The organism is Burkholderia sp. JPY481 (assembly GCF_038900515.1).
GTDB classification, from domain to species: domain Bacteria; phylum Pseudomonadota; class Gammaproteobacteria; order Burkholderiales; family Burkholderiaceae; genus Paraburkholderia; species Paraburkholderia youngii.
On record NZ_JAYMRT010000002.1, the window covers coordinates 490,627 to 516,964 of the forward strand.

Annotated in this window: 35 protein-coding genes and 1 tRNA gene; 8 read left to right on the forward strand and 28 right to left on the reverse strand. The window is 62.2% G+C overall.

The features are described 5' to 3' along the window. The first annotated feature begins 2 nt into the window (after positions 1-2). Positions 3-662 (forward strand): ectoine/hydroxyectoine ABC transporter permease subunit EhuD, encoded by a 660-nt coding sequence (gene ehuD / locus VSR82_RS07530; protein WP_429456087.1) that lies wholly within the window; start codon positions 3-5, stop codon positions 660-662. A gap of 3 nt (positions 663-665) precedes the next feature. Continuing rightward, positions 666-1,439: an ectoine utilization protein EutA gene (gene eutA / locus VSR82_RS07535; protein ID WP_429456086.1), complete on the forward strand. Its 774-nt coding sequence runs from the start codon at positions 666-668 to the stop codon at positions 1,437-1,439. A gap of 27 nt (positions 1,440-1,466) precedes the next feature. Here the strand turns inward: eutA and VSR82_RS07540 are convergent, their stop codons facing one another. Beyond that, positions 1,467-2,579 (reverse strand): extracellular catalytic domain type 2 short-chain-length polyhydroxyalkanoate depolymerase, encoded by a 1,113-nt coding sequence (locus VSR82_RS07540; protein WP_498857551.1) that lies wholly within the window; start codon positions 2,577-2,579, stop codon positions 1,467-1,469. A 266-nt stretch (positions 2,580-2,845) separates the two neighbouring features. Between VSR82_RS07540 and VSR82_RS07545 the strand changes: the two genes are divergently transcribed. After that, entirely contained in the window at positions 2,846-4,201 is a 1,356-nt protein-coding gene (locus tag VSR82_RS07545) for an MFS transporter (protein WP_368583075.1), read from the forward strand. Between the two features lie 67 nt (positions 4,202-4,268). Here the strand turns inward: VSR82_RS07545 and VSR82_RS07550 are convergent, their stop codons facing one another. Together VSR82_RS07550 and VSR82_RS07555 are read right to left on the reverse strand one after the other, a co-directional pair. Further along, positions 4,269-4,652, reverse strand: a complete 384-nt coding sequence (locus tag VSR82_RS07550; protein WP_429456084.1) for a YunG family protein — start codon at positions 4,650-4,652, stop codon at positions 4,269-4,271. Between the two features lie 267 nt (positions 4,653-4,919). Next, complete coding sequence (locus VSR82_RS07555; protein WP_429456083.1) at positions 4,920-6,698, reverse strand: arabinofuranosidase catalytic domain-containing protein; 1,779 nt, start codon at positions 6,696-6,698, stop codon at positions 4,920-4,922. Between the two features lie 22 nt (positions 6,699-6,720). On the opposite strand from VSR82_RS07555, the gene VSR82_RS07560 reads away from it, so the two are divergent. Beyond that, positions 6,721-6,963 carry a hypothetical protein gene (locus VSR82_RS07560; protein WP_368583069.1) on the forward strand — a complete coding sequence of 81 codons (243 nt, stop codon included), beginning with the start codon at positions 6,721-6,723 and terminating at the stop codon, positions 6,961-6,963. Between the two features lie 411 nt (positions 6,964-7,374). Here the strand turns inward: VSR82_RS07560 and VSR82_RS07565 are convergent, their stop codons facing one another. The 5 genes from VSR82_RS07565 to coxB form a co-directional block, all read right to left on the reverse strand. Then, positions 7,375-8,073 (reverse strand): hypothetical protein, encoded by a 699-nt coding sequence (locus VSR82_RS07565; RefSeq protein ID WP_429456082.1) that lies wholly within the window; start codon positions 8,071-8,073, stop codon positions 7,375-7,377. Between the two features lie 20 nt (positions 8,074-8,093). Further along, on the reverse strand, positions 8,094-8,864 hold the full coding sequence (locus VSR82_RS07570) for a tetratricopeptide repeat protein (RefSeq protein ID WP_429456081.1): 771 nt from the start codon (positions 8,862-8,864) through the stop codon (positions 8,094-8,096). Positions 8,865-9,057: 193 nt separating this feature from the next. Then, the gene (locus VSR82_RS07575) at positions 9,058-9,393 is read right to left on the reverse strand and encodes a hypothetical protein (RefSeq protein ID WP_429456080.1); all 336 of its coding nucleotides are present in this window, start codon (positions 9,391-9,393) and stop codon (positions 9,058-9,060) included. After that, the gene (ctaD, locus tag VSR82_RS07580; protein WP_498857552.1) at positions 9,390-11,927 is read right to left on the reverse strand and encodes a cytochrome c oxidase subunit I; all 2,538 of its coding nucleotides are present in this window, start codon (positions 11,925-11,927) and stop codon (positions 9,390-9,392) included. The genes VSR82_RS07575 and ctaD overlap by 4 nt, the downstream gene beginning before the upstream one ends. Beyond that, positions 11,924-12,610 (reverse strand): cytochrome c oxidase subunit II, encoded by a 687-nt coding sequence (coxB, locus tag VSR82_RS07585; RefSeq protein ID WP_429456078.1) that lies wholly within the window; start codon positions 12,608-12,610, stop codon positions 11,924-11,926. Before coxB ends, ctaD begins: the two co-directional genes overlap by 4 nt. 51 nt (positions 12,611-12,661) lie before the next feature. On the opposite strand from coxB, the gene VSR82_RS07590 reads away from it, so the two are divergent. Continuing rightward, positions 12,662-13,174, forward strand: coding sequence for a DUF2231 domain-containing protein (locus VSR82_RS07590; protein WP_368583058.1), 513 nt, complete (start codon positions 12,662-12,664; stop codon positions 13,172-13,174). Here VSR82_RS07590 and VSR82_RS07595 read toward each other — a convergent pair. Continuing rightward, positions 13,138-13,650, reverse strand: a complete 513-nt coding sequence (locus VSR82_RS07595; RefSeq protein WP_429456077.1) for a HemJ family protein — start codon at positions 13,648-13,650, stop codon at positions 13,138-13,140. The genes VSR82_RS07590 and VSR82_RS07595 overlap by 37 nt on opposite strands. Continuing rightward, complete coding sequence (locus VSR82_RS07600) at positions 13,647-14,372, reverse strand: cytochrome c oxidase assembly protein (RefSeq protein ID WP_429456076.1); 726 nt, start codon at positions 14,370-14,372, stop codon at positions 13,647-13,649. Before VSR82_RS07600 ends, VSR82_RS07595 begins: the two co-directional genes overlap by 4 nt. 326 nt (positions 14,373-14,698) lie before the next feature. Between VSR82_RS07600 and VSR82_RS07605 the strand changes: the two genes are divergently transcribed. Then, a complete protein-coding gene (locus tag VSR82_RS07605; protein ID WP_368583052.1) occupies positions 14,699-14,857 on the forward strand; it encodes a hypothetical protein in 159 nt (52 codons plus the stop codon). Positions 14,858-14,964: 107 nt separating this feature from the next. Here VSR82_RS07605 and yfcF read toward each other — a convergent pair whose 3' ends face one another. Next, positions 14,965-15,597 carry a glutathione transferase gene (yfcF, locus tag VSR82_RS07610; protein WP_429456075.1) on the reverse strand — a complete coding sequence of 211 codons (633 nt, stop codon included), beginning with the start codon at positions 15,595-15,597 and terminating at the stop codon, positions 14,965-14,967. Positions 15,598-15,792: 195 nt separating this feature from the next. Between yfcF and VSR82_RS07615 the strand changes: the two genes are divergently transcribed. Together VSR82_RS07615 and VSR82_RS07620 are read left to right on the forward strand one after the other, a co-directional pair. Beyond that, a tRNA-Leu gene (locus tag VSR82_RS07615) sits at positions 15,793-15,877 on the forward strand. Between the two features lie 153 nt (positions 15,878-16,030). Beyond that, on the forward strand, positions 16,031-17,074 hold the full coding sequence (locus VSR82_RS07620) for a tyrosine-type recombinase/integrase (RefSeq protein ID WP_498857553.1): 1,044 nt from the start codon (positions 16,031-16,033) through the stop codon (positions 17,072-17,074). On the opposite strand, the gene VSR82_RS07625 is transcribed toward VSR82_RS07620, so the two are convergent. The 17 genes from VSR82_RS07625 to VSR82_RS07705 form a co-directional block, all read right to left on the reverse strand. Next, on the reverse strand, positions 17,071-17,280 hold the full coding sequence (locus VSR82_RS07625) for a helix-turn-helix transcriptional regulator (protein ID WP_498857554.1): 210 nt from the start codon (positions 17,278-17,280) through the stop codon (positions 17,071-17,073). The genes VSR82_RS07620 and VSR82_RS07625 overlap by 4 nt on opposite strands. A gap of 52 nt (positions 17,281-17,332) precedes the next feature. Then, positions 17,333-17,863 carry a hypothetical protein gene (locus VSR82_RS07630; protein WP_498857555.1) on the reverse strand — a complete coding sequence of 177 codons (531 nt, stop codon included), beginning with the start codon at positions 17,861-17,863 and terminating at the stop codon, positions 17,333-17,335. An 11-nt stretch (positions 17,864-17,874) separates the two neighbouring features. After that, on the reverse strand, positions 17,875-18,138 hold the full coding sequence (locus VSR82_RS07635; RefSeq protein WP_498857556.1) for a hypothetical protein: 264 nt from the start codon (positions 18,136-18,138) through the stop codon (positions 17,875-17,877). A 2-nt stretch (positions 18,139-18,140) separates the two neighbouring features. Then, positions 18,141-18,803 carry an ASCH domain-containing protein gene (locus VSR82_RS07640; RefSeq protein ID WP_498857557.1) on the reverse strand — a complete coding sequence of 221 codons (663 nt, stop codon included), beginning with the start codon at positions 18,801-18,803 and terminating at the stop codon, positions 18,141-18,143. Beyond that, complete coding sequence (locus tag VSR82_RS07645; protein WP_498857558.1) at positions 18,800-19,225, reverse strand: hypothetical protein; 426 nt, start codon at positions 19,223-19,225, stop codon at positions 18,800-18,802. Before VSR82_RS07645 ends, VSR82_RS07640 begins: the two co-directional genes overlap by 4 nt. Further along, positions 19,209-20,561, reverse strand: a complete 1,353-nt coding sequence (locus VSR82_RS07650; protein ID WP_498857559.1) for an RNA-directed DNA polymerase — start codon at positions 20,559-20,561, stop codon at positions 19,209-19,211. The genes VSR82_RS07645 and VSR82_RS07650 overlap by 17 nt, the downstream gene beginning before the upstream one ends. Further along, positions 20,554-20,928 (reverse strand): four helix bundle protein, encoded by a 375-nt coding sequence (locus VSR82_RS07655; protein WP_498857560.1) that lies wholly within the window; start codon positions 20,926-20,928, stop codon positions 20,554-20,556. Before VSR82_RS07655 ends, VSR82_RS07650 begins: the two co-directional genes overlap by 8 nt. A 14-nt stretch (positions 20,929-20,942) precedes the next feature. Continuing rightward, on the reverse strand, positions 20,943-21,428 hold the full coding sequence (locus VSR82_RS07660; RefSeq protein WP_498857561.1) for an Lcl C-terminal domain-containing protein: 486 nt from the start codon (positions 21,426-21,428) through the stop codon (positions 20,943-20,945). A 29-nt stretch (positions 21,429-21,457) separates the two neighbouring features. Further along, positions 21,458-21,811, reverse strand: coding sequence for an Lcl C-terminal domain-containing protein (locus VSR82_RS07665; RefSeq protein WP_498857562.1), 354 nt, complete (start codon positions 21,809-21,811; stop codon positions 21,458-21,460). Between the two features lie 82 nt (positions 21,812-21,893). Continuing rightward, on the reverse strand, positions 21,894-22,706 hold the full coding sequence (locus tag VSR82_RS07670; protein WP_498857563.1) for a hypothetical protein: 813 nt from the start codon (positions 22,704-22,706) through the stop codon (positions 21,894-21,896). A 145-nt stretch (positions 22,707-22,851) separates the two neighbouring features. Then, the gene (locus VSR82_RS07675) at positions 22,852-23,682 is read right to left on the reverse strand and encodes a hypothetical protein (RefSeq protein ID WP_498857564.1); all 831 of its coding nucleotides are present in this window, start codon (positions 23,680-23,682) and stop codon (positions 22,852-22,854) included. After that, positions 23,660-24,250 (reverse strand): hypothetical protein, encoded by a 591-nt coding sequence (locus VSR82_RS07680; RefSeq protein ID WP_498857565.1) that lies wholly within the window; start codon positions 24,248-24,250, stop codon positions 23,660-23,662. Before VSR82_RS07680 ends, VSR82_RS07675 begins: the two co-directional genes overlap by 23 nt. Further along, positions 24,250-25,236: a phage recombination protein Bet gene (bet, locus tag VSR82_RS07685; protein ID WP_498857566.1), complete on the reverse strand. Its 987-nt coding sequence runs from the start codon at positions 25,234-25,236 to the stop codon at positions 24,250-24,252. The genes VSR82_RS07680 and bet overlap by 1 nt, the downstream gene beginning before the upstream one ends. A 35-nt stretch (positions 25,237-25,271) precedes the next feature. After that, a complete protein-coding gene (locus VSR82_RS07690; RefSeq protein ID WP_498857567.1) occupies positions 25,272-25,547 on the reverse strand; it encodes a KTSC domain-containing protein in 276 nt (91 codons plus the stop codon). Next, positions 25,544-25,690, reverse strand: coding sequence for a hypothetical protein (locus tag VSR82_RS07695; protein WP_498857568.1), 147 nt, complete (start codon positions 25,688-25,690; stop codon positions 25,544-25,546). Before VSR82_RS07695 ends, VSR82_RS07690 begins: the two co-directional genes overlap by 4 nt. Positions 25,691-25,766: 76 nt before the next feature. Continuing rightward, entirely contained in the window at positions 25,767-25,892 is a 126-nt protein-coding gene (locus tag VSR82_RS07700) for a hypothetical protein (protein WP_498857569.1), read from the reverse strand. A gap of 73 nt (positions 25,893-25,965) precedes the next feature. Next, positions 25,966-26,298: an XkdD/Y8K6 family phage-associated protein gene (locus VSR82_RS07705; protein ID WP_498857570.1), complete on the reverse strand. Its 333-nt coding sequence runs from the start codon at positions 26,296-26,298 to the stop codon at positions 25,966-25,968. Positions 26,299-26,338: the final 40 nt, after the last annotated feature.

Consider the following 26,338-nt stretch of genomic DNA (forward strand, 5'->3'; position numbering starts at 1 on the left):
GAATGGAATGGGACTGGAGCTTCGTGCGCGAGATTCTGCCGATCCTGCTGCAAGGCCTGGAGATCACCGTGCTCGCTACATTGCTGGGCGCGGTGGTGGCGGCCGTGGTCGGCATGGTGATTGCCATTTTGCGGCTGGCGCCGAATCGCGTGGTGTCGCGCGGCACGTCGGCGGTTGCGGGCTTTATTCGCGGCACGCCGCTGCTCGTGCAGCTGTATTTCGTGTTCTACGTGCTGCCCGACATCGGCATCCGGATGCCGGCGCTCGCGGCCGGTGTGCTCGCAATTGGCGTGCATTACGCGACATACGCGGCCGAGGTCTATCGTGCCGGCATCGAAAGTATTCCGCGCGGGCAATGGGAAGCCGCGAAGGCCTGCAATCTGAGCCCTGCGCAAACCTGGCAGCACGTGATCCTGCCCGAAGCGGTGCCGCCGATGGTGCCCGCGCTCGCCAATTACCTGATCTCGATGTTCAAGGAAACGCCGTTGCTGTCGGCGATCACGGTCCTCGAATTGATGAATCAGGCGAAGATCATCGCGAATACGGACTACCGCTATCTGGAGCCGATGACGCTGGTCGGGGTGCTGTTCCTGATCATCAGCCTGATTGCGGTAGCCTTTGTGCGCGTACTTGAAAAGCGGTTTCCGGCTCCGGGGCATTGAACGATGCAAATAACTATTCGGCGGTTCGAGCGAGCGCCGCATCTGGTCGAACGCGCTTTCGACAAACGTATCGGCCTCGTGATTCTCGCGACCGATCACACCACCGAGCCGGATTTCGCGGCACTCGTTGCGAACGAGCATATCGGCATTTACGTGAATCGCGTGCCGTATGCGAACCCGGTCACGCCCGACAATCTGCGCGCGATGCAACCGTCACTGACCGCGGGCGCGGCGCTGATTCTGCCCGACGAAACGCTCGACGTCGTAATGTATTCGTGCACGTCGGCGTCCGTGATGATTGGTGATGCGCAGATCGAGAGCGCTATTCATGCGGCGAAGCCATCGGCCAGAGTGGTCACTCCAACGGCGGCCGCGGTCACCGCGCTCGACACGCTCGGCGCGCGGCGTATCAGCGTGCTGACGCCGTACACGGCACAAACGAGCGGGCCAATGGCGGAGTACTTCGCCGCGCAAGGCTTCGCGATCGATCGCTTCTCATGCGTCGGTTTGACCGACGACCGGGAGATGGCACGGATTTCGCACGACGATATCGTCGCCTTTGCGCGCGAGGCGACGGCGCTGGACTCCGACGCGCTGTTTATCTCGTGCACCGCGGTGCGAGCCGCGCGGATCATCGCGCGAATCGAAGAGGCTACGGGCAAGCCGGTGGTGAGCAGCAATCTCGCGACCGCATGGATGTGTTTGCGGCTGTGCGGCGAGAACGACGCGAGGCCGGAGCAGGGGCGTTTGATGACGCTGCCGTTGCTGATGCGCTGATGCGAATGACGTCGGGCTTTCAGCCACTCAGTGGCTTGCGCCCGACGTTCCCGACGTGAGCCGTTCGATCATGTTGCGGATCGCGCGCATCTGAACGCCTTGCTGATCGGCGAAATGTCGGCCGGTATATCCCCACCAGTCCCAGCATCCGTTCGGGTTGGTTATTGGAATCGATACCGCCTGCGGATATAGCACGACGATACGGTTGTTGTCCGCCCACTGCGTATAGCCCGCGTGCCGGACGAACGTGGTGCCGTAGGAGAGGCCGGTCGGCGAGCCGAGCGGGACATAGGCCTGACCCTGCCGACAGCCGTGCAGCGCAACGTGCAGCCGGCACGGCGCACCCGCATCGCATGTGCCCGGTACATACAGCCATCCGGTGGTGTCCATGCCCGTCCTGCGCAAAAAGCCCGCTGGCCGGTTGGCCGGTAGATAACGGCTCTGATCGAAGCGGATGAAGCGTCCCGGTGGCGTTGCCGCGGCAGGCGGCGCGAGCGGAGCAGGTCCGTAGATCCAGCCCAGTATCTGCTTCGCGCCATCGACGTTGCACTTGCCGATGAACGGCGATTCCCTTTTCGCGCAGGCCACGCCGTAGTCGAGGGTGGGCATCGTGTGGCCCGCATCGGCGATGCCGATTCGAGTCATGTTCTGTGCCGGCACGCCGAGCGCCGCATAGAACGCCTGCAACTGAGCGACGATGGGCGTAGGCACGGTCGCATCTTTCGCTCCCGATATCGTGACGATTCGTTGGCCCGCGATCCGGGAGATATCGTCAATCAGCCGATTGGCGGAAAACGTCCTGGCCATCGAGACGAGCCGCGGCACATTGGTGCTGTCAGGCGAGACCCGGCAGGCGCTCGCCGGTCCGATGGTGCATGAGCACCGGGTCGTGGCAATCAGAAGGCTGTTTTGCGAGCAATAGTACGGACCGGCCGCAACGACGCCCACGCCCTTGATGATCGACGAGTACGCGAGCGCCAGTTGCACCGCCATGAACCCTCCCGCCGAGAGGCCGGAGACGGAGGTCTGCGAGATATCGATGTTGAGCGCCGGCAATGGCGGATAGCTGGCAGCTTCGGCGTAACAGCCTGCCGACGGCATCGACAAAGCGGTGACACATATGCGGAGCGCTGCTTTCACCGGGTGGCCTCGCACTCGAATGCTTATCGGTAGAACGAACGACGGCTCGAAATTTTAAAGCGTCAGTGCATCCGAATCGTGTTGTTTTTCCCGATCGCGCGCGACTCATCGCCAACGCACACGTACGGATTACCGCATCCAGTGCGGGCTTTATGGAAAACCCCGATGCCTGCATCGTCCTAGAACATCGTTGCAGAAGTGTGCCGCCGGTATCGTGGATTCGGGCGACGTTGCCTGTGTCGCATAGAGACATCCCAGGAGGAGACATGCATTACGCACATTCATGGACCGCGCAGAGCGCGCAACCGCAAGCGCAAGCGCGCAGCTTGCTGCGGCGCGCGATCGCCGCATCGGCGCTCGGCAATGCAACCGAGTGGTTTGACTACGGTATCTACGCCTATGGCCTCAGCTACATTTCGGCCGCGTTGTTCCCCGGCAGCACTTCGCAGGCTACGTTGTTCGCACTCGCGACGTTCGCCATTTCGTTTCTCGTGCGTCCGTTAGGCGGCCTGTTCTGGGGGCCGCTCGGCGATCGCCTCGGCCGCAAGCACGTGCTCGCGTTGACGATCATCCTGATGTCGGTGGCAACGCTGCTGGTCGGACTCGTGCCGACTTACGCGAGCATTGGCTGGTGGGCACCGGCGATCCTCGTCGTGCTGCGAATGATCCAGGGCTTTTCGACGGGGGGCGAATATGGCGGCGCGGCGACTTTCATGGCCGAATACGCGCCCGACAAGAAGCGCGGCTTTTGCGGCAGCTTCCTCGAATTCGCGACGCTGTCGGGGTTCTCGCTCGGCGCGTTTCTGATGCTCGGTTGCTCGGTCGTACTCGGCAACACGGCGATGCATGCATGGGGATGGCGTTTGCCGTTTCTGATTGCGGCACCGCTCGGCCTGATCGGCTTCTATCTGCGCTCCAAGCTCGAAGACACGCCGGTCTTTCGCGAGCTCGAAGAAACGATGCACAAGGAGCAGCATAGCTGCGTCACGCTGAAGGCGTTGCTGAGCGACTATTGGAGACCTCTGATCCAGCTCGGCGGGCTCGTGGTTGCTTTGAATGTCGTCAACTACGTGCTGCTCGCCTATATGCCGACCTTCATGCAGAAGCAGCTTGGTATGAGCGACAACATGTCCCTGCTCGTGCCGCTGATCGGCATGCTCGCGATGATGGTGTTCCTGCCGTTTGCGGGCACGTTCTCGGATCGCGTCGGACGCAAGAACGTGTGGTGGTTTTCGTTGGTCGGCCTGTTCGTCGCGGCGATTCCGATGTTCCTGCTGATGAAGCTGAGCGTAACCGGCGCGTTCATCGGCTTTGCGGTGCTCGGGCTGTTGTACGTGCCGCAATTGGCCAGCATCTCGGCGATGTTCCCCGCAATGTTCCCGACGCAGGTCCGTTACGCGGGGATGGCGATTGCGTATAACGTGTCGACGTCGATCTTCGGCGGTACGGCGCCGATGGCGAACGAATGGCTGGTCGCGCATACGGGCAATGCGCTGGTGCCTGCCTACTACATGATGGCGGCGTGCGTCGTTGGTGCGATTGCGCTCGTCTTCGTGCCTGAAACGCGCGGCTGTTCGTTGCGCGGACAGGGCATTCCGGGGAAGCAGGAAGTGGTAGGTTGAAGTCAGCTAGCGTGGCCAGCCGCATATCGACGCGGTTTGGCCACGCATGTTCGATTGAGCGTTTATTTCAGCTGGCTTTCGCGAGCCTCGACTTCAGCAGTTCATATTTCTCACGCGACGTATCCGCGAACGCCGCCTCGCGACTCGAAAGCGTATCGTCGAATGGAATCGGCTCGGCAAACTGACTGACGGTCAGATCCCATCTCTTGCCGTCGATCAGGTTGTAGAAGTGTGTGCCGCCGGACGTTCGCGTCGTCAGAATCTCGCCACCGAAGCAGTCCTGCACGATCAGAGACGTCACGCTGCAATGATTCTGTGCCGGATTCGTCGACAACCAAGCGTGGGTCGGGCTCGACGTATCGCCGGCCCATACGCGCGCAAGGGCGCGGTAAAGGTCGATGGGCGTCGCAAAGTTCTTCGATACGGCAGGTGTCTGTGCTTCCTGTGTCATGGCGGCAATCCTTCGTTCGATGAGCGGATAAGGTCGTGAAAAACAAAAAGCCCCGTCGTTGCCGGCGGAGCTTTTTGGCGCATGTCGCTGCGAATGATGTCTAGCGGCGTATGCGTATGCGAGTCCCCACAGGCAGTCCCACGCGGGCATGCGCACGATGATGCTTTGCGATCGGGTGGGTCGTGAGGGCTTGCATAGAGAGCGAGTGTGCCTTCGATCGCGCGACGCGTCAACGAATCACCGATAACTGCGTCGCACTGATCATGCTTACGACTTCGCGCCGCTCAGGATCGTGAGGCTTGGGCAGTAGTGCGTCGCGCTCAGATACGCGGCCTGTTGCGAGCGCACGCCTGCGCTGTTCGACGTCGGCGGATCGATGAACACCTGTGCATTGTTCGATCCCGCCGGTGCGGTCAGCGTCATCGTCACTTTCCACCAGTTGCCGGATTTGACCGCGCTTAGCGCCGTTGCTTGTCCCGCGCCCCACGTGCCGCGCACGATCGCGCCGGTGTTCGTGTTCAGTACCCAGCCGAACTCGGTGCCGCTCGGGTCGTCGGTCTGGATCGAGCCGCCGGGGAACACCGTTGCGTTGGTGGTGGCGAGCACATAGTCGGTGAACGTGTACGACTGGCCGCCCTGTACCCGGATCACTTCGTGGATGTTCGACACGGACGAACCATTCGTGCTCGTGACCGTCGCGGCGCCACGATTGACGCCGGAGATGTCGGTAGCGGGCACGGCGGTGCCGCCGTTCGACTGGAACCACGCATCCGGCGTCGCGAGACTGAGTGGCGAATTGATCAGGTTGTTCGCATAGCAGGCCGACGCGGCTGCGTCGGCCGGCGGTCCGTAGAAGCTGGCGATGCTGGACTGGATCACGTTATCGGTCGTATCGGACGTCGCCTTCGTGATGATCGCGCCTTCGAAGAACTGGATCGGCGCGGCGCTGCCATCACCGCCTTCGCCGAGCGACAGACCGCCTTGCCATTGGCCGTTGAATGCGTGACCGGCATCGTTGCCGAAGATCAGCGCTTCAGGCGGCGCCTGATCGTACAGCGACGTCAACACGTTTTGCGAGGCTGCCCCGCCTTTGACCGCGAACAGATTCGACGCGTTGATCGGCGAGTACTTCGACAGCACCGTAACGAACTTCTCTTGCGCGGGCTGCTGCGGGCCGTACAGATAGACGCCGGCTTCGGCGTCCACACCCGGCCAGTTGGTGTCGAGCGCATTGCACACCGGGTCTTTCACGTTCGACGGCTGGATCGAGTCGCCGTCGCAATAGCCGAACACGGCCGCATTGCCGTTCGAGAACGCGAGCGCGAACATTTCGCCTTCGATTTCGCCGTGCGCATAGGTGCTCGGATTCGCGCTGCTTTCCATGTTGCCGTAGGTGCCGCAGCAGGTCGACGATTGGCTGTAGTGCGCGCCAGCGACCATGTACTCGGCGATTTCGCTATCGCCGATCGACTGGTTCACCGTGCCGAAGCGTTTCCGATAGGCCTGCCCGGCGAGCGTGCCGAGAGCAGCAATCTGCACGCCGTTCGTCGTGACGAACCCGAGCCTGGCCGGTGTGCCGGGGAGCGCGGGCAAGTCGTTGCCGATCGTCAGTTGCTGCGTCGGCGCCTGTGCGGTCAACGCGGTCGGCGGTTGCAGCAGTTGCACGGTCAGGGTGCCGGCGGTGCCGGGCAGCGTGATCGTCGCGAAGCCGTTGAGGACCGGCACGGTGGTGGTTTTGCTGCCGTTCTGTACCGTCAGCGATTCAGTGCCGTCCTGGTTCAGCGTCAGCGTCGCCGGGACATTGCCGAACGCGCCGTTTTTCAGCGGCGCGACCAGATCTATCTGATCGTAGATGTAGGTAACCGAGCAGGTCGTGTTGTTGCAGAAGGATTGCGCGCTCTGCACATTCGCCGAGCCGACCAGCGAGCGGTCGCCGCCCTTCAGCGTGCTGTTGGTGTACGGATAGACGTCGAGCGTCGTGTTGTCGGACGCGCGTTGAATCTGGAACAGCGGGCCGGTGTAGTTCTTGGTCAGTAGCCGGGTCACGCTGTGCGCGGCGGAGCAGGGCGTGTTGGCAGTCGCGGCGGCGTCGCAGGGCAGTGGGGGAGTCGTCGAGTTGTTGTTCGCCGATGCGTTCGAATTCGATTGCGATGCGTTGCTGGATACCGCCGCGTTCGACGTGGCTGCGTTCGCCACCGGCGATGTCGATACGCCGCTATTGTCGCCATTGCACGCGGCGAGTCCGACGGCCATCGCCAGCCAGACCGCCACTAATCCTATTCTTCTCGACATCATGACCTCCTCCTGTTGAACCGCTGATTGGTTGGAAATACTTAGGCGTACGGATCGGGATAAAGAGTCGTTATGGTGTTGGTTGCTTCGCAAGGGAGCCCGTGGGGCTGGCGTCGAACCTGGCAGGTAATAATATTAGTCAAGAATATCGATTTGCTTGCATGGGGTAATCCCGCATGCGAGCATCGGCAGAATGAAAGAATCTAGGCTGTATGCGGCATACGCATTGCGCATACGTGCGGGACTTTACGAAATTATTACTAATATTTTGACCCGTGCGACACGCGGCGTGCTGCCGCGATGACGTGATTGCGCCCGCCGTGTCGAATCAGCGCGACGCCGTGAAGCGAGGGGAATAGAAGTGAAAGTGACGCGAGGCGAATCAGAACTTCACCCGCGCATGGCTTGCGCCGATGTACTTCAACGCAATTCAACCGCCGGACAGAACTGTGTCCTCGATTTCATAGCGTTCGTTACCGACCGAAATCAGATTGATGCCGGCATGTTTGCGCGTCAGCGTGTCGCCGGGCGTCGGCTGATCGCTCGCGGACGCGGCTGTGCCCATCACGCGGCCGTTTACGCCGAAGAAAATGGCTCGCGTCATGCCGTCGGGCCAGTAGACCACGACCGTTGTCGATCGATCGCTGTGATGCACGACGCCGAACTTGCACATCGTTCTGGTCTGTCCGTTGCCGCGCTCGCACGGCAGCGTGCCGCTCGCGCTGATCGCCGATTCCTTCGCGGGTACGTGGCCATTCTGCGAGCTGGTCTGAGCGCCTTCCGTGGAAATCGAAATCAGCGTCACGCCATCCGCTGCGCCGACCACGCGCGCGCGCCGCTGGTGCTCGACGATCGCGCGCACGGCGGCGCTGTCGCGCGGACCGGGGCAACCGACCAGCATCGCCATATGATCGAGATAGTTCGCGGTCGCGGCCGACTCGCCGAGCCGCCGGCAGACATCGCCCGAGTGCGGATAGCCATCGCCGAGCACGACGAACGAGGCGGGCCATTTGAACGGCTTGCCGGTGCCAGCGGCCTGCGCGGAAGTCGACGCGCCGCCGCTACCGAAAGCCGTCGCCGCCATCGCGGCATACAGCGCCAAAGCGAAAGACCGGGTTGCGCGTCGCATCGATGTTCTCCTCGGCATGCTCACGTTCGAGCCGCACCGGCTGCCAACGCGGCCTGCGCCCGCTGCAGCCACTCGCGATTGTGTTCGCGCGCGTGGCGCGGCCAATGTTTGGCGTCCTGCACGATTTCCGCGTAGAGCGCACCGGCGCGGCGGCGGTCCGCGTCTTCCGGTTGCGCGGCGAGCCAGTCGGCGAACACGCAGCGCGGCGCGACATCGGTTGCGCAGGTCAGCGAGTGTTCGAATGCCGCTCGCGCACCCGGCGCGTTCAGCGCAGCCAGCGTGCGCGCGTACAGCAGCGCCGGCTCGCCCTGATTGCGCGCGTGCGGATTGATCGAGAACAGATTCGCCAATATTGTATCGGCGGCCGTGTAGTTGCCGAGCGCGAACTGCGAGCGCGCGAGACCTATCAGTAGCGCTGGATCGTTCGCAAAGGGGCCATTCGCCGCGGCCTGAAAATGTTCGAGTGCTTCACGCGGATTGCCGGCCGCGAGCAAGGCCTCGCCGAGCCGCATCCGATGCTGCACGGTCGGCGAGCGCTCGAAAGCGGCGCGTGCTTCACGCAGCGCGCGATTCGGATCGACGAATTGGGTGATCGCCTGCGTGGCCACTCGCGCGCCGCGCGTATGGCGCAGACCCGGCAGATAGATCGCGAAGAAGTACACGACGCTGCCGAGCAGCGGAAAGGCAAACAGAATGAATAGCCAGTAGATGCCCTGGTTATTGCGCATCGCGTGAATAGCGAAAAAGATCGCAATGAAAACGTGAAGTCCAATTCCAAAGAAGTAGGGCATATCGATTCAACCTTCGAGCATGAAGAAAAGCGACGAAACTATAGCGCTCGGAATGGTAGCGGATGCGCGGCACATTCAGTTCGCCGAGCGTCAACGAGTCCCAGGTCTTGCCGCCGTACAGTAGCACGAGCGGACTGCCTCGGTGCTCGTCCTTACCCGGTTCGCAGCCGCACTCGCCCTTTTCAGTCCACGTTCAGACGCAGGTGGTGAGCAGCAGCGCGGGCCCGAAGGTGATCACGCTCGCGACCAGCGCCGCGATCAGGGTCGAGACGACGACGGTATGCATGAACGAGCTGATACGTTCGGGTCCAGGGTCGCGGGTCACGGCGCGATAGCGCCATAGCCAGCCGAGTGCGACCAAATGCAGCAGCAGAATGATCGCAAGACTCGCGCGCAGCGGGCCGGCCGGCCACGCGAACGCGCAGCCGATCGCATGCAGCGCATACAGGATCACGAACGCGAGGCACCAGATCGTGAAGCCGACAGCGAGCCACCACAACCGACGTGGCGAAAGCGGACGCGCATTCATGGTCTGGCTCCCAGCATGGCGACGAGGCTTGGCAACGCGAGCACGAGTCCGAGCGCGATGATGCCCGTCGCCAGCGTGTAATCGACCCACAGGCGCGTGAGGCGCAGATCGGTCAGGCGCCGCGCGGAAACGAAGCCCGCGCCGACGCGCAGCACGTTGCTGATCAGGAACAGCAGCCCGACGCCCGCGTGAACCGCGATATACGTGAGTAGCGCCGCGGCCGTCGCGCCGAGCGCATGCTCGCGCGGATTCGGTGTCACGCCGTCGATCAGCATCACGCAGGCGACGAGCGCGACGATCAGCGCGATCGCGGAGAGCCCGATCGTGCCGTGCGGTTTGCGTTCGGCGGCGGCCGCGCGTAACGAGCCACGCGTGGCGGCTGCGGCCACCGCGAGCGCGACGACTGCGACAAGTGCGAGCAGACGGTTCGGATGCGGCGCGACCGCGGCTGGCCAGTTCGGCGCGGCGATCCACAGATAGAACGTGCCGAAGACCAGCGACGTGAACAGCGTGCCGTCCGCGACCAGCGCGCAGATCATCGAAAGCCATGACGGCGCACCGGCCACCTCGGTATGCGGCGGGACGCTGACGCCGCGCCCGACTGACAGCGCGCCGTAATCGCGCGCGTGCCCCGCGCTCTGGCCTGCGTAGATGAAGAGACCGAACGTCGCGAACGCGAATGCAACCGACAGCAGATAGAACTTGAACAGCATTGCGAGCACCGCCGCCGCGGTCACGAGTGCGGTGGCGAGTGGCAGATACGTCGAGTTCGGCAGCACGATCAGCTGCTCGGGCACGCCCGAAGTCATATGCACGCCTAGCGCCTCCTGCCAGCCGTTGCGCGTGAAGCCGAGATAGCCTTCCCCGCGCGCGAGCGAGGTAGCCAGCTGGCCGGGCGGGACCTTTTCGGATTCGGCGTCGATGTGTGGGATCGACGCGAACGCATACGGCGCGGGCGGAATCGGCATCGCCCATTCGAGCGTGGTCGATTGCCACGGGTTGCGCCGCACCCGTTGGCCGAAACGCAATTGCACGATGATGTCGATCACGACGAGCGCAAAGCCGATCGTCATCACGAAGCTGCCCACCGACGACAGCAGATTGAGCCCGTTCCAGCCTTCGTCGCCGCTATATGTGAAGACGCGCCGCGGCATTCCGAGCAGGCCGGTCAGGTGCATCATGAAGAACGTCATATTGAAGCCGATGAACACGAGCCAGAACGCCGGCACGGAAAGCTTATGCACGGCGGTGCGCCCGGTCAGCAGCGGCAGCCAGTAATAGAACGCGGCGAGCATCGGAAACGCCAGCGCGCCGGCCACCACGTAGTGCATGTGCGCGACGACGAAGTAGGTGTCGTGCGCCTGCCAGTCGAACGGCACGATCGCGAGCATCACGCCTGTGAGCCCGCCGCACGTGAAAACGAAGAAGAAGCCGAAGATGTACAGCATCGGCACATCCCAGCGCGGGCGGCCGTGCGACAGCGTGGCGAGCCACGCGAAGAACTGGATCGCGGTGGGCACCGCGACGATCGCCGAGCCCGCCGAGAAGAATGCGAGCGCCAGATGCGGAATGCCCACCGTGAACATGTGGTGCACCCAGATGCCGAAGCTCAGGAACGCGAGCGCGATGATCGCGACGACGATCGCGCGATAGCCGATCAGGCGGCGTCGTGCGAATACGGGGATCATCGTCGATAGCACGCCGGCCATCGGCAGGAAGATGATGTAGACGTCGGGGTGGCCGAATAGCCAGAACAGGTGCTGCCACAGCAGCGGATCGCCGCCACGCGTCGGATCGAAGAACGGCAGGTTGAACGCGCGCTCCACCTCGAGCAGGATCGAGCCGAGAATCAGCGGCGGAAACGCGACGATCATCATCATCGCGGTGACGAGGATGTACCACGCGAAGATCGGCATCCGATCGAGCGACATGCCCGGCGCGCGCATCTTCAGGATCGACACGACGATCTCGATCGCGAGTGACAATGCCGAAATTTCGACGAACGTGATGCCGAGCAGCCATACGTCGGCGTTCAACCCGGGCGTGTACACATTGGAGCTGAGCGGCGTGTACATGAACCAGCCGCCGTCGGGCGCGCTGCGCAGAATCAGCGACACGGTCAGGATCGTGCCGCCGAACAGATAGCACCAGTAGCCGTAAGCGGTCAGGCGCGGAAACGCGAAATCGCGCGTGCCGAGAATCTTCGGCGTCAGATAGACCGCGAAGCTTTCGACCATCGGGATCGCGAACAGGAACAGCATCATCGATCCATGCATCGTGAAGACCTGGTTATAGGTCTCGACATCCATGAAGGCCGCATGCGGTGTCGCGAGTTGTACACGCGTGAGCATGCCGAGAATCCCGGCGATCGCGAAGAACACGAACGACGTGATCATCATGCGCATGCCGAGGATCGTATGGTTGACCGCCGCGAGCTTCTGTACGCCCGGCCCGGTGCCCCAGATCGCGGCAAGCTGGCGATGCAGCCGCAGCGCGGTGATGCCCTGTGTTGGCGGCTCGACGGGCACACTCATTTCTTCACCTCCCCGTTGGCGGCGGCGCTCTTGACCGCAGCCGGAAAATCTTCCGGACGATCGACGATCACGGTGAAGTGCATCCCCGCGTGACCGATGCCGCAAAACTCGTTGCATTGTCCGGCGTACCGGCCGGGTTCGTCGGCCTCGATCCGAAGCAGGTTGTGGTGGCCCGGCACGGCGTCGATCTTGCCCGCGAAACGCGGAATCCAGAACGCGTGCACGACGTCCATGCTGGTCACGGTGATGTCGACCGGCGTGCGAGCGGGCAGATGCAGAACGTTGTCGGTTTCGACGTTGCCGAGTTCCGGATAGCGGAAGGTCCATCGCCATTGCTGCGCAATCGCCTCGATGCGCGGGGGCGCATGCGCACGCAGCGGCAGCAACAACTCGCCCGCGTACAGCGCGTAGCAGATCAACGGAATCAGGATCACCGCGGGCAGCACGAGACCGCCGAGCACGATCCAGCGCGCGGGCGGCACATGCGAGCCCCAGCCGGGCCGGAACACCGTCAGCAGAAACAGCACGAGCACCATCGCGAACAGGATCGCGGCGCCGGCCAGCATCACCCACCATAGCCCGGCGATCGATGCGGCGGCCGGACCCGATGGTTCGAGCGTCGACAGCGGCCCCGTGCAGCCGGACAACGCGGCGAGCGATCCGGCTTGGACCGCCAGACGCAAGCAGCTATGATGGTTTGCAGCACCAGGCATTCGATGCGAGGGCACGCCACCATGGCAAACAAACGTAATGCTGGAAACGAGACGCGAAGCGAAGTGATGCTCGAGCTGTTGCGGCTCGACAAGGGCTCGGCGGTGGCGCTCGTCGGTCATCCGATTCACGTGATGATGGTGCATTTCCCGATCGCGTTCGTCGTCGCGACCTTGGGCATCGACGTGATCTACTGGTGGACCGGCGACCCGTTCTGGATCCGCGCCGGCTTGTGGGCCGCCGGCTTCGCGTTCTGGAGCGGCGTCGCCGCGAGCGTGGTCGGTACCGCCGAACTGCTGCTGGTGCGCGGCATCCGCCTGAAGGAAGCGAGCTGGTCGCATGCGGTCGCCGCGATGACGCTCGTCGCGCTCGCGGGCGCGAACTGGGGTGTGCGCCTTTACTACCCCGATGAGATCCTGCCGCATGGGCTCGTGCTGTCGGTGCTCAGCTCGGTGATGACGGGCTTCGCCGGCTGGCATGGGGGCAAGCTCGTGTTCGATCATGGCGTGGGGATTCTCGTTTCGCCAAAGGAGTGATGCAGCCAGCGGCCAAGTCCCCCGGGCTCGAACAGATGCGGGGCCAGCAGGTTCGAGTCGATATGGGGCTTGGCCAGCACGATCCAGATGATCGCGACGATCACGACCAGATAAGCGATGGTCAGCGCAATCGCCGAGGCACGGCCGAACCGGCCGTCGGGCAGATACAGATCGTGCAATACCAGCCCGGCCAGCACGTGCAGCATCGCCATGATGCCGACGAACACCATCTTCGCGGTGAACCATTCAACGAAGGTAGCTTGCAGAAAAATCAGCGCGGTGCCACTCGCAATCGCGACGAAAGCGGCGGGCGAGGTCAGTTCCACGAACACGAAACGCGTGATGCGGTGCAGCCGGTCGAGCTCGGTGCCGGCCGCGAGCCCGCGACGCTGCCGGAACAGATACGGCAGCACGAGCAAACCGGCCGACCAGATCGCGATGGCGGCCAGATGAATGAACTTCAGAAGGGTCGTCACAGCGCCGGCTCTCTGACGCGCAGGCTTGACCAGACGAGTGAAAGTCCTGCCGCGAGATAAGGGATCATCGCCAGTACCCACATCAACAGTCCTGCGAGTTGCTGGTCGGCGAGTGGCGTGAGCCCCCATGCGGCGGTGGTCGCGAAGTGTGCGACATAGAGCGGCACCGGCGCGAACACGATCAGCGCGCCGAGCAAACCCATATGGCCGATGGTCGCGACGAGCGCCATCAGCGCGGGGCCGGTCGGCAGCAACGGCGATAAGATGCTGCGCCACATGAGCCATGCACTGCCAAGCAAACTGATCTGCATCAGCCAGTAGCCCGGCACGCTCGACAGTCCCCACGCATAAGGTCCCGGCGCATGCCACAGCCAGATGATCACCGCATGCGCTGCGACCACCGGCACGAGCGGCGGATGCGCGAGGCGCGGCAGCGGAAACGCAACGGCGAGCAGCGGCGCTACTGCGGCGATCAGAATGACGTGATGAGTGACGCGCGCGGAGAACAATGCCGAGGACAACGCGCAAAGCGGCGACACGAACACGAGAGCCATCAGCGCGACGGCGCCCCATCCCGCCCGTGCATTCGCCGAGCGGCCGCTTGCCACGACCCATGCGAGCGCCGCGAGCGCGATCAGCAATGGCGGGTCCGTATTCCAGCGCAACCACAGGCTTTCGGGGACAGCCGCGGGACCACAGTAGGCGACAGGAAAATATGGCATGGCGCGATGTCTTCAACGAGTCCAGGTGCTTCTTTAGTACACGCAAGCAAAAGCGTGACAGATAACACCTTTGAAATGTCGGGACGGCTCACGATCCAACTGATCGCTTGTGTACTCTAGCGCAAATAACCTGTTTAGGGATGGCTATCTGATTCGTGCAAGTTTTTGCGTGACAGAATGTTTTCAATTTGTCGCTCGCACTCGTTTTTTGCCAGCGGGATAAAGGCTAATGTAATGGCGGCGATAAGATTGCAATGGTGCGGCGCAATACTTCACGCGCAGTCTGCCCAGCATACTATGATGAAATCATGTGACGGAGACCCGCCATGTTTCATGATCCCATTCGAATTCCCGCAATCATCGAATTGTCATTGCTTGCGATCGTGCTGATCGTTGTCAGCATCCTGCGCGTGAGGCAGCAAAGGGAGCGGGCGCGAAACCGGGCAATGGCGGAGAAGCGACGGTCTGATAAAACACGAATGTAATATTCGCTTTTACTGCATCTTTAATGCTTCTCTATTCAGATATGTTGCAGATCTTTGCCACTTCTATTGACGGTTTTTCGACGTGGCATGCAGCCACGCCGATCGAGTTATAGCGCTGGACGCTCCAGTTGGACCCACTGCTGCACGCTTGCGCGCTGCCATTGTTGCATGGCGTAGTCCTTGAGCTTGTGCGGAACGGGATCGGCATTCAGCACGAGGCGATTGAGCATCAATGCGAGGTCCATATCGGCTATGCACCACTCGCCGAACAGATTTGGCGAATCGGCTGGAAGCAATGCGTCGGCGGCGGCGAAGAGTTTTTGAGCCGCTTGCTGTGCGCGCGACGAAAGCGGGCCGCTGCGCGATCCGTAGAAAATAACTTCGGTGGAACGCTCCTCGCGAATCGGCAGCAGATCGCTGCGCAGCCAGGCCTGCACCTGGCGCGCTCGCGCGCGCAGACGCCGATCCTGCGGATAGACCGGAGGATCCGGGAAAGTCTCGTCGAGGTACTCGGTGATCGCGGACGACTCGGATAGCGCGAAGTCTTCGTGTATCAGCGTCGGCACACGGCGTGTCAAGGAAAGGGTCGCGTAGTCGGTGGCGAGATTCGCTTTGCTAGCGAGATCGATGGTCGAAAGGTCATATGGCAAGCGCTTTTCGTGAAGCGTCACGAAGACGGACATCGCGTAGGGGCTCGCGAATTGGGTGTCGGTGTACAGGTGGAGGCGGTCTTGTGGCATACGGGCTCCGTTTCGTTAGTCAACGATGTCGAGATTGGAATACTAACCGCCCGTTGCGCGCTGTGCGGCGTTTCACCAGTGCGGATTGGCCATCTCGCAGGCCAGCAGACAGCCTAACGCCGACACGGAGCCGCCGAACAAAATCGCGCGAGGGGCTTCAAAAAAATAATTTAGCTGATACAATGGCGCCCCTCTGCCCAGGTGGCGAAATTGGTAGACGCACTATCTTGAGGGGGTAGCGCCGAAAGGCGTGTGGGTTCAAATCCCGCCCTGGGCACCACGACGCATTAACAATAATATATTTCCAAGGCGTATACAAGTAAAAACAAAGCCTTACGCAGCGCCCATCTCAGCCGGTTTAGGCTCAAATAATCCCCATTCGACCAAATGTGTACAATGAAGTCCCCATTTGCTCCCCACGGGATTACGCACGATGGCTTCAATCACCCCCCACAAGGAAGGCTGGCGCGCCCAGGTGTATGTGAAGGGCACGCGCGATTCGCAGGTGTTCCGCAATAAGCGCGACGCTACCCGATGGGCAGCAGCGCGCGAGGAAGAGCTGCGCAAGAAAGCGATCCGGCATTCCTCCAAACAGCACACACTGCGTCAGATGCTCGAACGCTATGATGAAGACATCATTCCGGACAAGCGCGGCGCGCGATTCGAATCGCTGCGGCTGCGATCGTTTCTGAAGCACTTTCCCGATCTCGCTGCGAAGAATCTCGACGACGTCCACACGCCTGACCTTGCGGCATGGCGAGACGCGCGCTTGCGCGGCTTCGTGGGGAAAGATGGGGAGAAGGTTCCACCAGTCACCAACGCGGCCGTCACGCGCGATATTAGCTGGCTGAGAAACGCGTTCAACATCGCCCGCAAGGAATGGCATTGGATGGAGTCGAACCCGTTTGAGGGGTTCAGGCTTCCGCAGGTGACGCCCGCGCGCGATCGCCGCGTGCTGCCGTCCGAAGTCCGCCTGATGTGCCGCGCGCTGAACTATCGCAGTGGTGTTGCGCCGCAGACGATCTATCAGGAAGTGGCGCTCGCGTTTCTCGTCGCGCTGCGCACGGCGATGCGAGCTGGCGAGATCGTGTCGCTGGGAAAACGCACGCTCGACACACGGCGCCGCATCGCGCGAGTGCCGCACAAGATGCAGCACTTGACCGGCCGGCCGCGCGAAGTTCCGCTGACGCGTCACGCTTTGCGACTGCTGAAGCCTGTCGCGCATCGCGAGTACTGCTTCACCGTGAAGGCCGATTCGCTGAGCACGATATTCAGGAAGGTCCGCGAACGGCTCGCCGTCGCGTATCCGTCAATCGCGGATCTACATTTTCATGACGCGCGCGCGGAAGCTCTCACGCGGCTATCGAGAAAGGTCGATGTGATGACGCTGGCGAAAATCAGCGGTCACACCGACCTGAACATATTGCAGAACACCTATTACCGCGAGTCTGCAGAAGATATCGCAGCGCGGCTTTAGTGCGGCTCGAGAGCGGCATCGATCTGCTCGATCGGGATCATGCCGCAGTGGTTCAGCTTGAACGTCCCGAAGCGGACCATCTTCGCTATGGTCTGCCGGCTCAGCCCGAGCATCTCGGCGGCCTGTTTCATCGTCACGTGCGGCGGCCGCGGCTTGCGTTCCGCGTAGAGCTGCACCGCACGCGCTGCAATTTCGATTTCGCTCATTTCACACCCCATGCATGCTTGGTTGTGGCAACTATCCGTTCGGCTGCTTCGTTCAAGCTACTGCCTCGCTTTCTACTTCCATCGATTGCCGATAAATTCGCCCGGTCTGCGCGGCTTGCGGCGCTTGCACGAGGCCGGCGGCGGCAAGGAATGGATTCACTCGCTTGACCGACCGCTGGCGCTGCGCTCCGGGTGGTTTGATGGCGTCTGGCAAGTTTCCGAGTCCATACAGCGGTATTACGCTGCCGAACGTCTCGGGCCATTTGTAGTCAGCGATGTACCATTCGCCCGGGTTCTCTTGCAGCAGCTCATGCACGCGAGCGCGAGAGATGCGCATCTTTGTCTGAATCTCCGCTGCCGAGTGAAAGCGTTCTTCTAGCAGCGCCTTCACTGCAGTCCACGTTGGCTTCTTCCTCACGACCGGGCGTTTCAGTTTCAACACCCTATTGGCATAGCCGGTAACGGAATTCTCCGTATGGCGCGGCAGCATCGCGAGCAGCTCGGCAAGAGGCATTTTCGTCGGCCAGTGCGTGCGCAGCAATTCGACCTCATGATTCGTCCACTGGTTATGCGATTTTCTCATTGGTATGGTCCTCAGAAGAGTTCGCTCTGCGCTTGCTTGTTGCTGCTCGACGCAGCCAAGTGCGCGGGGCAGAAGTGGACGTCGGCGCCGACCTCGTGCGCATGCACCGCGCACAGATGGCGGTCGCACGTCTTGCCGTGGCCGATGCGGTGATCGCACTGGAAGCCGCTCGGCGCGTTGCAGCCATCGACCGAGCAGCGGTGCGTGCGCTTGCGGCCACGCGTGCAGATGATTCCGGTGACGCCGTCGGGAAAGCGGAAAGGTGTGCAGGGCATCTTCAGACTCGCTTGAATTCGATGATCCAGATCCATGGGTTCTTGTCCCACCCAAAGCCGCGCTCGGCGTTGAGGCTGTCCCATAGGTGCTGATACGCCTCGACGGCACTGTCATATTCCTGCTCGCCGCGGCCGAACTTCCAGCCGCCGCCTTCGCCTGGGAACAGGTAAGCGCCTTCGGCGCGCGCGTCGTCTTCGCTGATGTCCTGCAGCCGCTCGACGCGCACGCCGATGACTTCGAGCGTAATGCGCGAGCAGCTGCGCGGCATGTGGATAGACGGGATGCGGCCGAACTTCGGTGCCCACGGGCGGATCTCCTCGGGCCGATATTCCTTGCCATGCCATTCGTCGTCGTAGACCACGCATGGCGTATCGCCATAGCCAGGCGCATCGCAGCCCCAGAACGACTCGCGCACCCACAGACGGTCACCCGGGTCGCCGTAAGGGCAATACACCTTGTCGCTGTCATCGTCTGGATAGTCCGGGCCGCATTCGATGGCCACGCCGCGTCGATCCGGGTAGCTCGGGTGAGGAGGGAAATAGACGTAGGATGTCCAGCCCGGATTTTTGAGCTCGCGCGTAACGACGCGCCGCGTCTGCGTCTTGCGGCCGTCGAGGATCGCGCGGACCATCGCACCGCTGAAGAGAATCGGACGTTCTTTCATTCTTGGACCTCAAAAAGATCTGCGATCGCTTTGCGCGCGCGGCGCGTCGCGGCGGCGTTCTTCGCGTGGGGTTGCGCGTCGTAGCGCAGGTGGTGCAGCTGGCACAGCGCCTTCAGGTTCGACGGGTCGCAGTTCTCCGGGACGTGGTCTAGGTGCGCAACGGTCAGAACGATGCGCACAGCAGTGCCGCAATAGTCCGATTCGTGCGCATAGCCAAGCCACCAGCCGTTCTCTGCGTTGCGCACCGTGCCGGTGTCGGGCTCGCGAAACGTGCCTTTGTCGGTACCGAATCCACGCTGAATGACGACGTGGTTCTTGACGCGGCATTGCTCACACGCGTGCGCGGCGCGCTCGAGGATCTGCGCGCGGATCTCTTTCCAGTTGGCCGGGTAACGGCATTTGTTCTCAGGCTTTATTGGCATAAGAACCTCGAAAGGTTTTGGTGAATGCTGCGTCGACGGCGCGGCCGCGGAATCTGATCACGTTCGCGAGCTGCGCGCGATCGTGATGGCTCGCCGTGGCTTGGCGAAGCAGCCCGAAATAGGAATTGGCGACCTGCATCAGGTCGGCGGCCGGGGTGGCAGCCACGCGGTTCAGCGCTTCATTGCGCGTCCGCTTGCGGGTCGATCGCCGCCATGGCTTGATCAGGTGTCCGACGAAGTCGACGCCACGGTCGATCGGCTGGAGAATCGTCTTGCTCGGATTGATCCGCGCGCCGAGGCGCTTATGCAGGAATGCCGTCACGTCGGCGAGGATTTCGCTCAGGCGTGTCGGCGACTCATGCAGGAACACGAAGTCGTCGACGTATCGGATATAGTGGCGCGCGCCGAGCACGTGCTTCGCGCGCTGGTCGAGAACATCGAGGTAGACATTCGCGAAGAACTGGCTCGACAGGTTTCCGATCGGCAGGCCGAGGTGAGCCGGCTGGTCCAGCAGGCGCTTATGCGACGGCACGCGCTCCATCATCGCCGGATCGCCGCGGTAGACGAAGTCGGCCCGTGGATCGTGCATCAGCACGAGCTCGGTCAGCGCGCGCCAGAATGGCTCGTGGATCTTCGCGAACAGCAGCTCGAGCACGACGCGCTTGTCGATGCTGACGAAGAAGTTCGCGATGTCGCACTTCAGGTAGTACGCGGGCTGCGCCCAGTTTTGCGTAATGGACCGCACCTTCGCTTCGAGGCGCTGCGCCGCGTAAAGCGTGCCGCGCCCCTCGATGCAGGCGCACGAGTCGGCGATGAACGAGCGCTCGAAGCGCGGCCCGATGCGGTTGTACAGCAGGTGGTGCACGATGCGATCGCGAAACTCTGCCGCCCATACTTCGCGCGGCTTTGGTCGCGTGATGACGAAGCACTTCGAGCGGCCCGGCGTGTAAGTGCCGGACGCGAGCTCGTCGTGAAGGCGACGCAGGTTGCGCTCGAGGTTCAGTTCGAAGGCGAGTGCGGCGCCGGTGTTGCGCTTCGTGCGCCGGCAGTCGAGGTAAGCTTCGACCAGCTCGGCGAACGTGAAACCATTTTTCCAATCTGCGGACGGCGCGAGCGCGGAACTCGTTGTTGTGGTCGTTGTAGTTCTGGTTGCCGTTGTTGAAGTTCTGATACCAGGCCCAGCCGGAAGAATCGTGCTATCTACGTCGCCGGACCGATTGCTCAGCCCGGAAACTGCGCAGGACCTTTCCGCACACCGGCGGTCGGTTTCCTCTTTGCGCATGGCGGTGGCCTTGTGAGCCAGCGGCACGACCAGATTGAAAGATCGCTCAGCCATGGGAGCCTTGACCTCCACGGTGCGGGCGACTTGCGGCGTTTTTCCAGCCGTTGGCCTGCTTCCCAATGCTCGTCGTCTGCTCGATCGCGCCTGCGTATGCTTGACGCGCGATCAGTCGCTTGTCCATCCCAAGCCGAAGCAGCAACTCGATAACCTGCAGGCGCTCGAGCAGCTCGGCGAGGTGCGGCGACTTGTCAGTCGCCACGTTGGCGCGAAATACGAGGACCATGATCTCGATGCATTCCGCGCTGATCTTCTCGCCGATGCTGCGCTTGAAGTCGCGGGGCATGTTCTTGACCACGTCGGTCACGCGATCGAGCAGCGCGTAAGCCGCTCGATAAATGGGGAGTTGGGTGTGCAGAGCCACGGCGTTCTAAATGATCAAATTGCAGAAGGAATAAATCTGCGGACGGCGCGAGCGCGGAACTCGCTGTCGCGGTCGATGCAGTACTGGTAGCCGCTGCCGAAGTACTGACACCAGGCCCAGCCGGAGTTGGTCTCGTGACGCTCGCCAGACCAGTAATAGGCGCTCTCGAACTCGCTCTTCATGTTGGCGAACAGCAGCGACTGCTCGCGCCGCGTCGGCAATTCGCCGCCTTGTTCGACGGCCCATTCGACGGCGCGACCCCATTGCGCATCCTCGATCTCGCCGGGGATTAGGATCAGGTGATAGTCGGCAGTGCCGTCTTCGGCGAGAACGAGACCCGCGTAGCGCTCGCCGGGTGCGAGCGGGATCTTTGCGCCAGCGACCACGTACTCGGTTGCCTTCGGCTGCTTTTTGAATTGCTCGATCATCGCGGCAATTCGTGACTGTTGTTCGCTGATCTGTGCGTGCTGCTCTTCGATTTCTTCAAGCGTGATCATCATTGACTGCTCCGTTGAAAATGGATGAAGGGTTAAATCGACAATCTGCGGAGGGCGCGAGCGCGGAACTCGCCGCTGGGGGCGCCGTAGCCCTGGTCGCCGTCGCTGAAGTCCTGACACCAGGCCCAGCCGGAACCTTCCTTCTCGTTCGACCAGTACCAATCGCGCTCAAACTTGTCGCGGTGCTTCGCATAGGCGAGGGCGAGCTCGACGCGCGTGGGCAGATCTCCACCGATGCTCTTCGCCCAGTCCATCTGCGCTTGCCACGATGCGTCAGCGTTGTCGCCCGGAAGCAGGATGGTGTGCGTGACATCGCCATTCGAGTCGACGAAACCACCGAGGTAGATCTCGCCTTCCGCGAGCGGTGGGAGTTGAATCTGTTGCATGGTTTCTCCGTTTTTGAAAAAGGACCGGCCCATACAGGCGCCGGCCAACACACGCCGCGCTTGCCGCACGGATCAGGGGTAACTAGGGACGGACGGAACTGGGAAAGGGCCACGATCCATCGGGCTGCGGGCCACCCTTGCGCGACTTCTTCGTCGTGACCTTCGCGTCGCTGTTGACCTTGCCTCGCGCGAGCGGCGTATCGGCGAACGGATCTTCGCGCGGCGGCTCGCCGAGAACAGATGCCTCGGGCGCGGCGCTGGCCGCTTGCGGCTCCTGCTCGGTCTCGTCCTGCGCCGGTTCGTCGGTGCCTTCGTCGCCGTCCTCATCGTCGGCCTGCGCCTGCTCGCCGCTGCCGATCAGTTCGCCCTGCTGGGGCTGCTCCGGCGGCATGATCGAGATCTTCACGTCCGTCTGCAGCAGCTCGTCGATCTTGCCTTTCTCGTGAGCCGTCGGATGAACGATCGCCTTGCATTTGACGAGCACAATGCCGAGATCCTTTGGCAGCACTGCGAACGCGCTGACCTTCGCGTCATCAAGCACAATGTGCGACCGTTCCGTATTGCCGGTGTGCAGCGTGAGAAGCCAGCCGATCAGCTCGCCCGGAATATCAACCCATTGCTGCCACCACGAGAACTTCAACTGCGAGATACCGTCGGGCACATTCGACGTGTCGATGCTCGTCTGCTTCGTCTTCGGGTCGACGCTGGCCGACTGCGGCTTACGATAGAAGGCCTCGCGCAGACCGTTGCCGTCCATCTTGTCGAGAACGGTGTTGCTCATCGCGAACTCGAAGATGATCGAGTGCGCGGGCCGTTTCTTTTTCTTGCCGTGCTTCTCCATGATCGGCGTCACCGAAGTGATCTTCGCCATCGTCTGTTCGATTTCGACATACATGGGTCGTGCTCCTGATGGTTGTGAGGCGGTTACTGCTTCGGTTGACGCGCCGCGATATCGCGGATGCGGGCCTGGTACGCAGCCTCGATCAGATCGCCGTCGACGGCGTCGGTCGTTTCCGTGTCGAAAATGATTGCGGACATGGTTATGCTGCCCTCGCTGCGATGACGCTGTCTTCGAACACGCGCACGCCTTTGAGCGGGCAGTTCGCTTTGAGCGCGAGCGCGATCTTGTTTATCGCCGGCATGTTCGCGTCGAGTAGATCGACGTATTCCGGATGCTCGGCGACGTACTTGATGAGCTCGATCTTGTTGTCGACTTCCGCTTTCCAGACTTTGCGCGAGGACACGCCGCGCGATCGTGGAGCGGCCGCGATGACAGGTGCCGTCACCAGCGTGGCCGTCTGCTGCAGCGTCTCGACCTCGGCGGCGCCTTGTTCGACGCGGCTCTCTGCCTCCGCATTCAGTCGCGCAGCGGCTTCGACGTCGCCAGCAGCGGCGGCCTGGTCGGCCTGCTGCTGGATCGCCTGCGCCTCGGCCTGTGCGGCTGCTTCCCGTGCGGCAGCCTCGGCCTCGAGGCGCGCGCGTTCCTGCCGTGCGGCTTCTTCGGCCTTCGCCTGTTCGGCGAGGCGGATCTGTTCCTGCTCGCGGTCATACTTCGAAATCGCTTGCTTCAGCAGCGCTTCGGCTTGCTCGAGGTAGTCGGTCGGCACTTTGAAAAGCGCATTGACGGCGCGCAGCGCGGCGTTCATCGGTTGCGTGATCGCGGTGCGCTGATCCTCGACGCTCTTCTGATGCGTCTTGATCTTCATCAGGTCTTTCACCGCGAGCTCGCGCGTCTCGACGTTGTCGATCGTGTATGCCTTCGCGAGCGTGAGCATGCCGAGCGCGCTCTTGTTGAGAGTCGGCGGCGGATTCTCGAACCGAAGATTCACCAGCGGTTTCTCGTCGGTCTCAGGCTTCTGAGTGGATGCCATGTTTTTCCTTGAAATTGCGGAGGGTGAGCAGCGACAGGAACACCGGCCAGTCGCCTTTATCCGTGAACGGCACCAGCCGGTAGGTGCCATCGGCGCGCAGGCCTAGGCCGTAGCGGTCTTGGACGTCGACGCCGTTCTTGATGCAAAGCTCTTTGTAGGCAGCCAGCTGCACCCCAACGACGGGCTCGAGGCGCAGCATTTTCTTGATGTCGATCACGGATCGCCGGCCACTGACGAGGCCGGTGCGATCGAGAGTCCCGGCGAAGCCGAGCGCCGGGTGGTAAAACCGCTTTTCGATCAGCTCGGGCACGAACCCCGTTTCAGCGCGGAACTTGATCCACGCGGTGAGGTAGGGCAGCAGCTCGTCGGACAGGTTGTCCATGTCCAGATCGTCGAGGTCGTACAGCTCGGTCATCTTGTGGACGGCCGTGCCGAGGTCCTGCGCACGCTTGAGGACGTTCGCCGGCACCGCGGAGTAGTCGACGAGGGGCGCGAGCGTCTGCGTCACGCTCGGCACGCGACGCGTGCCAACCGTGTAGACGTGCCCGACCGGATCGAAAGTCAGCATCACGCACCCATCGGATCGTCGATCCAAGCGACGACGGCGTTATAGTTCGCGGTCGTCACGCCGTCGTAACCGAAGCCGAACTTCCTGCGCATGTCGGCTTCGCCGAGCGCCGCGGCTTCCATCTTGGTCTTGAGGATGCGGATGACGCTTTCGCTCGCGGGCTCGCCTTCGAACTCTTCATCGTCGGCGCCCGGTTCGCGCGACTGAAGTTCCGCCTGCTGCTGTGCTTGCGGTGCAGCTCGGCGCGTCGCGCGTTGCGGTTTTTGCTCGGTTTGTTGCACCGTTTCGCGCTGGCGCTGCGCCGGCATCTCGACGACGCCGTCTGCATCGGCTTGTTCGATTGCAGGCGCAGGCTGCGCACTGGCGCGCGCGCTGCGTGATTGCGGCTGCTGTACCGGCTGCACTTCGTCGGCCGCGCCCATGTCGCGCTCGACGATGCGCTGCGCTTCGTCTTCGTCGAACACACCAGCAAAGCCAAACGCGAGGCGAGCGCCCTGAACGAACGTCTTGTGGCGCAGCATCCGGTTCGGGTGCGACTGCCACGGTTGCATGCTGCGGCGAACCACTTCGTCAAAGTACTCGCGCACGATCACTGGGCGCTGACGGTCTTTGCGGTAGACGCGCACCTCCATCCAGACCGGGACGCTCTTGCCGGAGAACTCCGCGACTTCATCGGCATACGAGAACTCGAAGCCGTCGCATTGCGGATGCTCGTTGACGATCCGGGCCCAGCCGTCGACGCCGATCACCGGCACGATGCCGCCCTTATCCGGGAAGGCATAGATTTCACGCGTGAACGGGTTCAGGCCGTACTGGTCGGCGACGATCAGAAGCGCGGCCATCTGTTCGTTTGAGACTTCGCGATCGCCCTGCTGTTTGAAGCAGGTCGACTTGAGCGTGTCGAGCAGCTTGCCGGGCTCGACCGAGTACTTCTCGGCGAACTTCGCGACAAGGCTCTGGCGTTGTGTGGTGACTGCGGTGGACATGTATTCCCCTGGCTGTTGGAAGGTGTGAGCTGGTGTTACTCGGCGGCCGGTGCGTCTTCGATGCGCGTATACGGGTATTTCTTGTCGTACGGCTTGATGTGCTTGCCGAAGTGCGAGCCGAACGACTCAGCGTTGCGGAACGCTTCGAACGCCTCGGCCGGCACGTTCGAGTAGTGATAGAGGGACGTCGGCTCACCCGTCTTGAAGCTCTTGAAACGGATCGCGAGCGTGTTCGTGTTCGCGTCGTGGCCGATGCTATGGATTTGAGAGGACCCGACCTGCTGCATCGGGATCTTGGTCACTGTGTTCATACGGCACCTTTCGAGTAGTGGTGGGAGATACGATCGGCGCCCGACGGATCGAGCACCACGAGGGTGACGGCTGCTGCGCAAAGGACGACGACGATGTAGAACCAGATGCGAAGCAGCTCGAGCACGGAACGAAGGAGTTTCATGAGGTCCATCCGTAAGCGGCGCTATAGGCGAGCAGAACCCCGAAGACAATCGCGATTGCCCAATCGAGTAAGCGACTCAGCATGAGAACCTCAGATAGAACGTGAAGATAACCATCACACCGACGAGTGCGGAACACACGCCAGCAGTGAAGGCGAGCGCGAGGTCGGCCAGGTGAAGATCAGCGTCGGTCGGCGTGTTCATGCGCACCCCCGCATAAACGCGTACGCGCAGAAAAAGAGGAAGCCCCAGATGAGGCCGAGAATCACGATTCCGCTCATGACTGGCTCCCGGTGGCTTTCGCGATCGCGGCGCGGGCAGCGTCTACACGCGGTTGAATCGCTTCTGCGCATCCCTCCCACCGTGGGTCGCGCTTGGCCGCATCGCGCATGTTTCCTTGCGCGATCGTCATGTCGATGAGAAGCTGCTCGAGTGCGTTGAGCAGCTCGGGCGCCGCAGCACCAAGGCGTGCGTCCACCACGGAATAGAATTCGGCGATGATTCTCTTGCCGGTGACCTGGTGAGGTTCGTCGACGAGAATGGTCGTCGGCGCATGACGCGTCCATTCTTCCGCGCGCCACGGTCCTGGCGTTCCTTTGAATTCGCTCATGTCAGCACCACACCACGTCGTCGAAATAGATGGTCCGGAA

Coding starts and splice junctions, on each gene's coding strand:
- ehuD (WP_429456087.1), top strand. CDS start 3: ATGGAATGGGACTGGAGCTTCGTGCGCGAGATTCTGCCGATCCTGCTG.
- eutA (WP_429456086.1), top strand. CDS start 666: ATGCAAATAACTATTCGGCGGTTCGAGCGAGCGCCGCATCTGGTCGAA.
- VSR82_RS07545 (WP_368583075.1), top strand. CDS start 2,846: ATGCATTACGCACATTCATGGACCGCGCAGAGCGCGCAACCGCAAGCG.
- VSR82_RS07550 (WP_429456084.1), bottom strand. CDS start 4,652: ATGACACAGGAAGCACAGACACCTGCCGTATCGAAGAACTTTGCGACG.
- VSR82_RS07565 (WP_429456082.1), bottom strand. CDS start 8,073: ATGCGACGCGCAACCCGGTCTTTCGCTTTGGCGCTGTATGCCGCGATG.
- VSR82_RS07570 (WP_429456081.1), bottom strand. CDS start 8,864: ATGCCCTACTTCTTTGGAATTGGACTTCACGTTTTCATTGCGATCTTT.
- VSR82_RS07575 (WP_429456080.1), bottom strand. CDS start 9,393: ATGAATGCGCGTCCGCTTTCGCCACGTCGGTTGTGGTGGCTCGCTGTC.
- ctaD (WP_498857552.1), bottom strand. CDS start 11,927: ATGAGTGTGCCCGTCGAGCCGCCAACACAGGGCATCACCGCGCTGCGG.
- VSR82_RS07590 (WP_368583058.1), top strand. CDS start 12,662: ATGGCAAACAAACGTAATGCTGGAAACGAGACGCGAAGCGAAGTGATG.
- VSR82_RS07600 (WP_429456076.1), bottom strand. CDS start 14,372: ATGCCATATTTTCCTGTCGCCTACTGTGGTCCCGCGGCTGTCCCCGAA.
- VSR82_RS07605 (WP_368583052.1), top strand. CDS start 14,699: ATGTTTCATGATCCCATTCGAATTCCCGCAATCATCGAATTGTCATTG.
- yfcF (WP_429456075.1), bottom strand. CDS start 15,597: ATGCCACAAGACCGCCTCCACCTGTACACCGACACCCAATTCGCGAGC.
- VSR82_RS07620 (WP_498857553.1), top strand. CDS start 16,031: ATGGCTTCAATCACCCCCCACAAGGAAGGCTGGCGCGCCCAGGTGTAT.
- VSR82_RS07625 (WP_498857554.1), bottom strand. CDS start 17,280: ATGAGCGAAATCGAAATTGCAGCGCGTGCGGTGCAGCTCTACGCGGAA.
- VSR82_RS07630 (WP_498857555.1), bottom strand. CDS start 17,863: ATGAGAAAATCGCATAACCAGTGGACGAATCATGAGGTCGAATTGCTG.
- VSR82_RS07635 (WP_498857556.1), bottom strand. CDS start 18,138: ATGCCCTGCACACCTTTCCGCTTTCCCGACGGCGTCACCGGAATCATC.
- VSR82_RS07640 (WP_498857557.1), bottom strand. CDS start 18,803: ATGAAAGAACGTCCGATTCTCTTCAGCGGTGCGATGGTCCGCGCGATC.
- VSR82_RS07645 (WP_498857558.1), bottom strand. CDS start 19,225: ATGCCAATAAAGCCTGAGAACAAATGCCGTTACCCGGCCAACTGGAAA.
- VSR82_RS07650 (WP_498857559.1), bottom strand. CDS start 20,561: ATGGCTGAGCGATCTTTCAATCTGGTCGTGCCGCTGGCTCACAAGGCC.
- VSR82_RS07660 (WP_498857561.1), bottom strand. CDS start 21,428: ATGATGATCACGCTTGAAGAAATCGAAGAGCAGCACGCACAGATCAGC.
- VSR82_RS07665 (WP_498857562.1), bottom strand. CDS start 21,811: ATGCAACAGATTCAACTCCCACCGCTCGCGGAAGGCGAGATCTACCTC.
- VSR82_RS07670 (WP_498857563.1), bottom strand. CDS start 22,706: ATGTATGTCGAAATCGAACAGACGATGGCGAAGATCACTTCGGTGACG.
- VSR82_RS07675 (WP_498857564.1), bottom strand. CDS start 23,682: ATGGCATCCACTCAGAAGCCTGAGACCGACGAGAAACCGCTGGTGAAT.
- VSR82_RS07680 (WP_498857565.1), bottom strand. CDS start 24,250: ATGCTGACTTTCGATCCGGTCGGGCACGTCTACACGGTTGGCACGCGT.
- bet (WP_498857566.1), bottom strand. CDS start 25,236: ATGTCCACCGCAGTCACCACACAACGCCAGAGCCTTGTCGCGAAGTTC.
- VSR82_RS07690 (WP_498857567.1), bottom strand. CDS start 25,547: ATGAACACAGTGACCAAGATCCCGATGCAGCAGGTCGGGTCCTCTCAA.
- VSR82_RS07695 (WP_498857568.1), bottom strand. CDS start 25,690: ATGAAACTCCTTCGTTCCGTGCTCGAGCTGCTTCGCATCTGGTTCTAC.
- VSR82_RS07700 (WP_498857569.1), bottom strand. CDS start 25,892: ATGAACACGCCGACCGACGCTGATCTTCACCTGGCCGACCTCGCGCTC.
- VSR82_RS07705 (WP_498857570.1), bottom strand. CDS start 26,298: ATGAGCGAATTCAAAGGAACGCCAGGACCGTGGCGCGCGGAAGAATGG.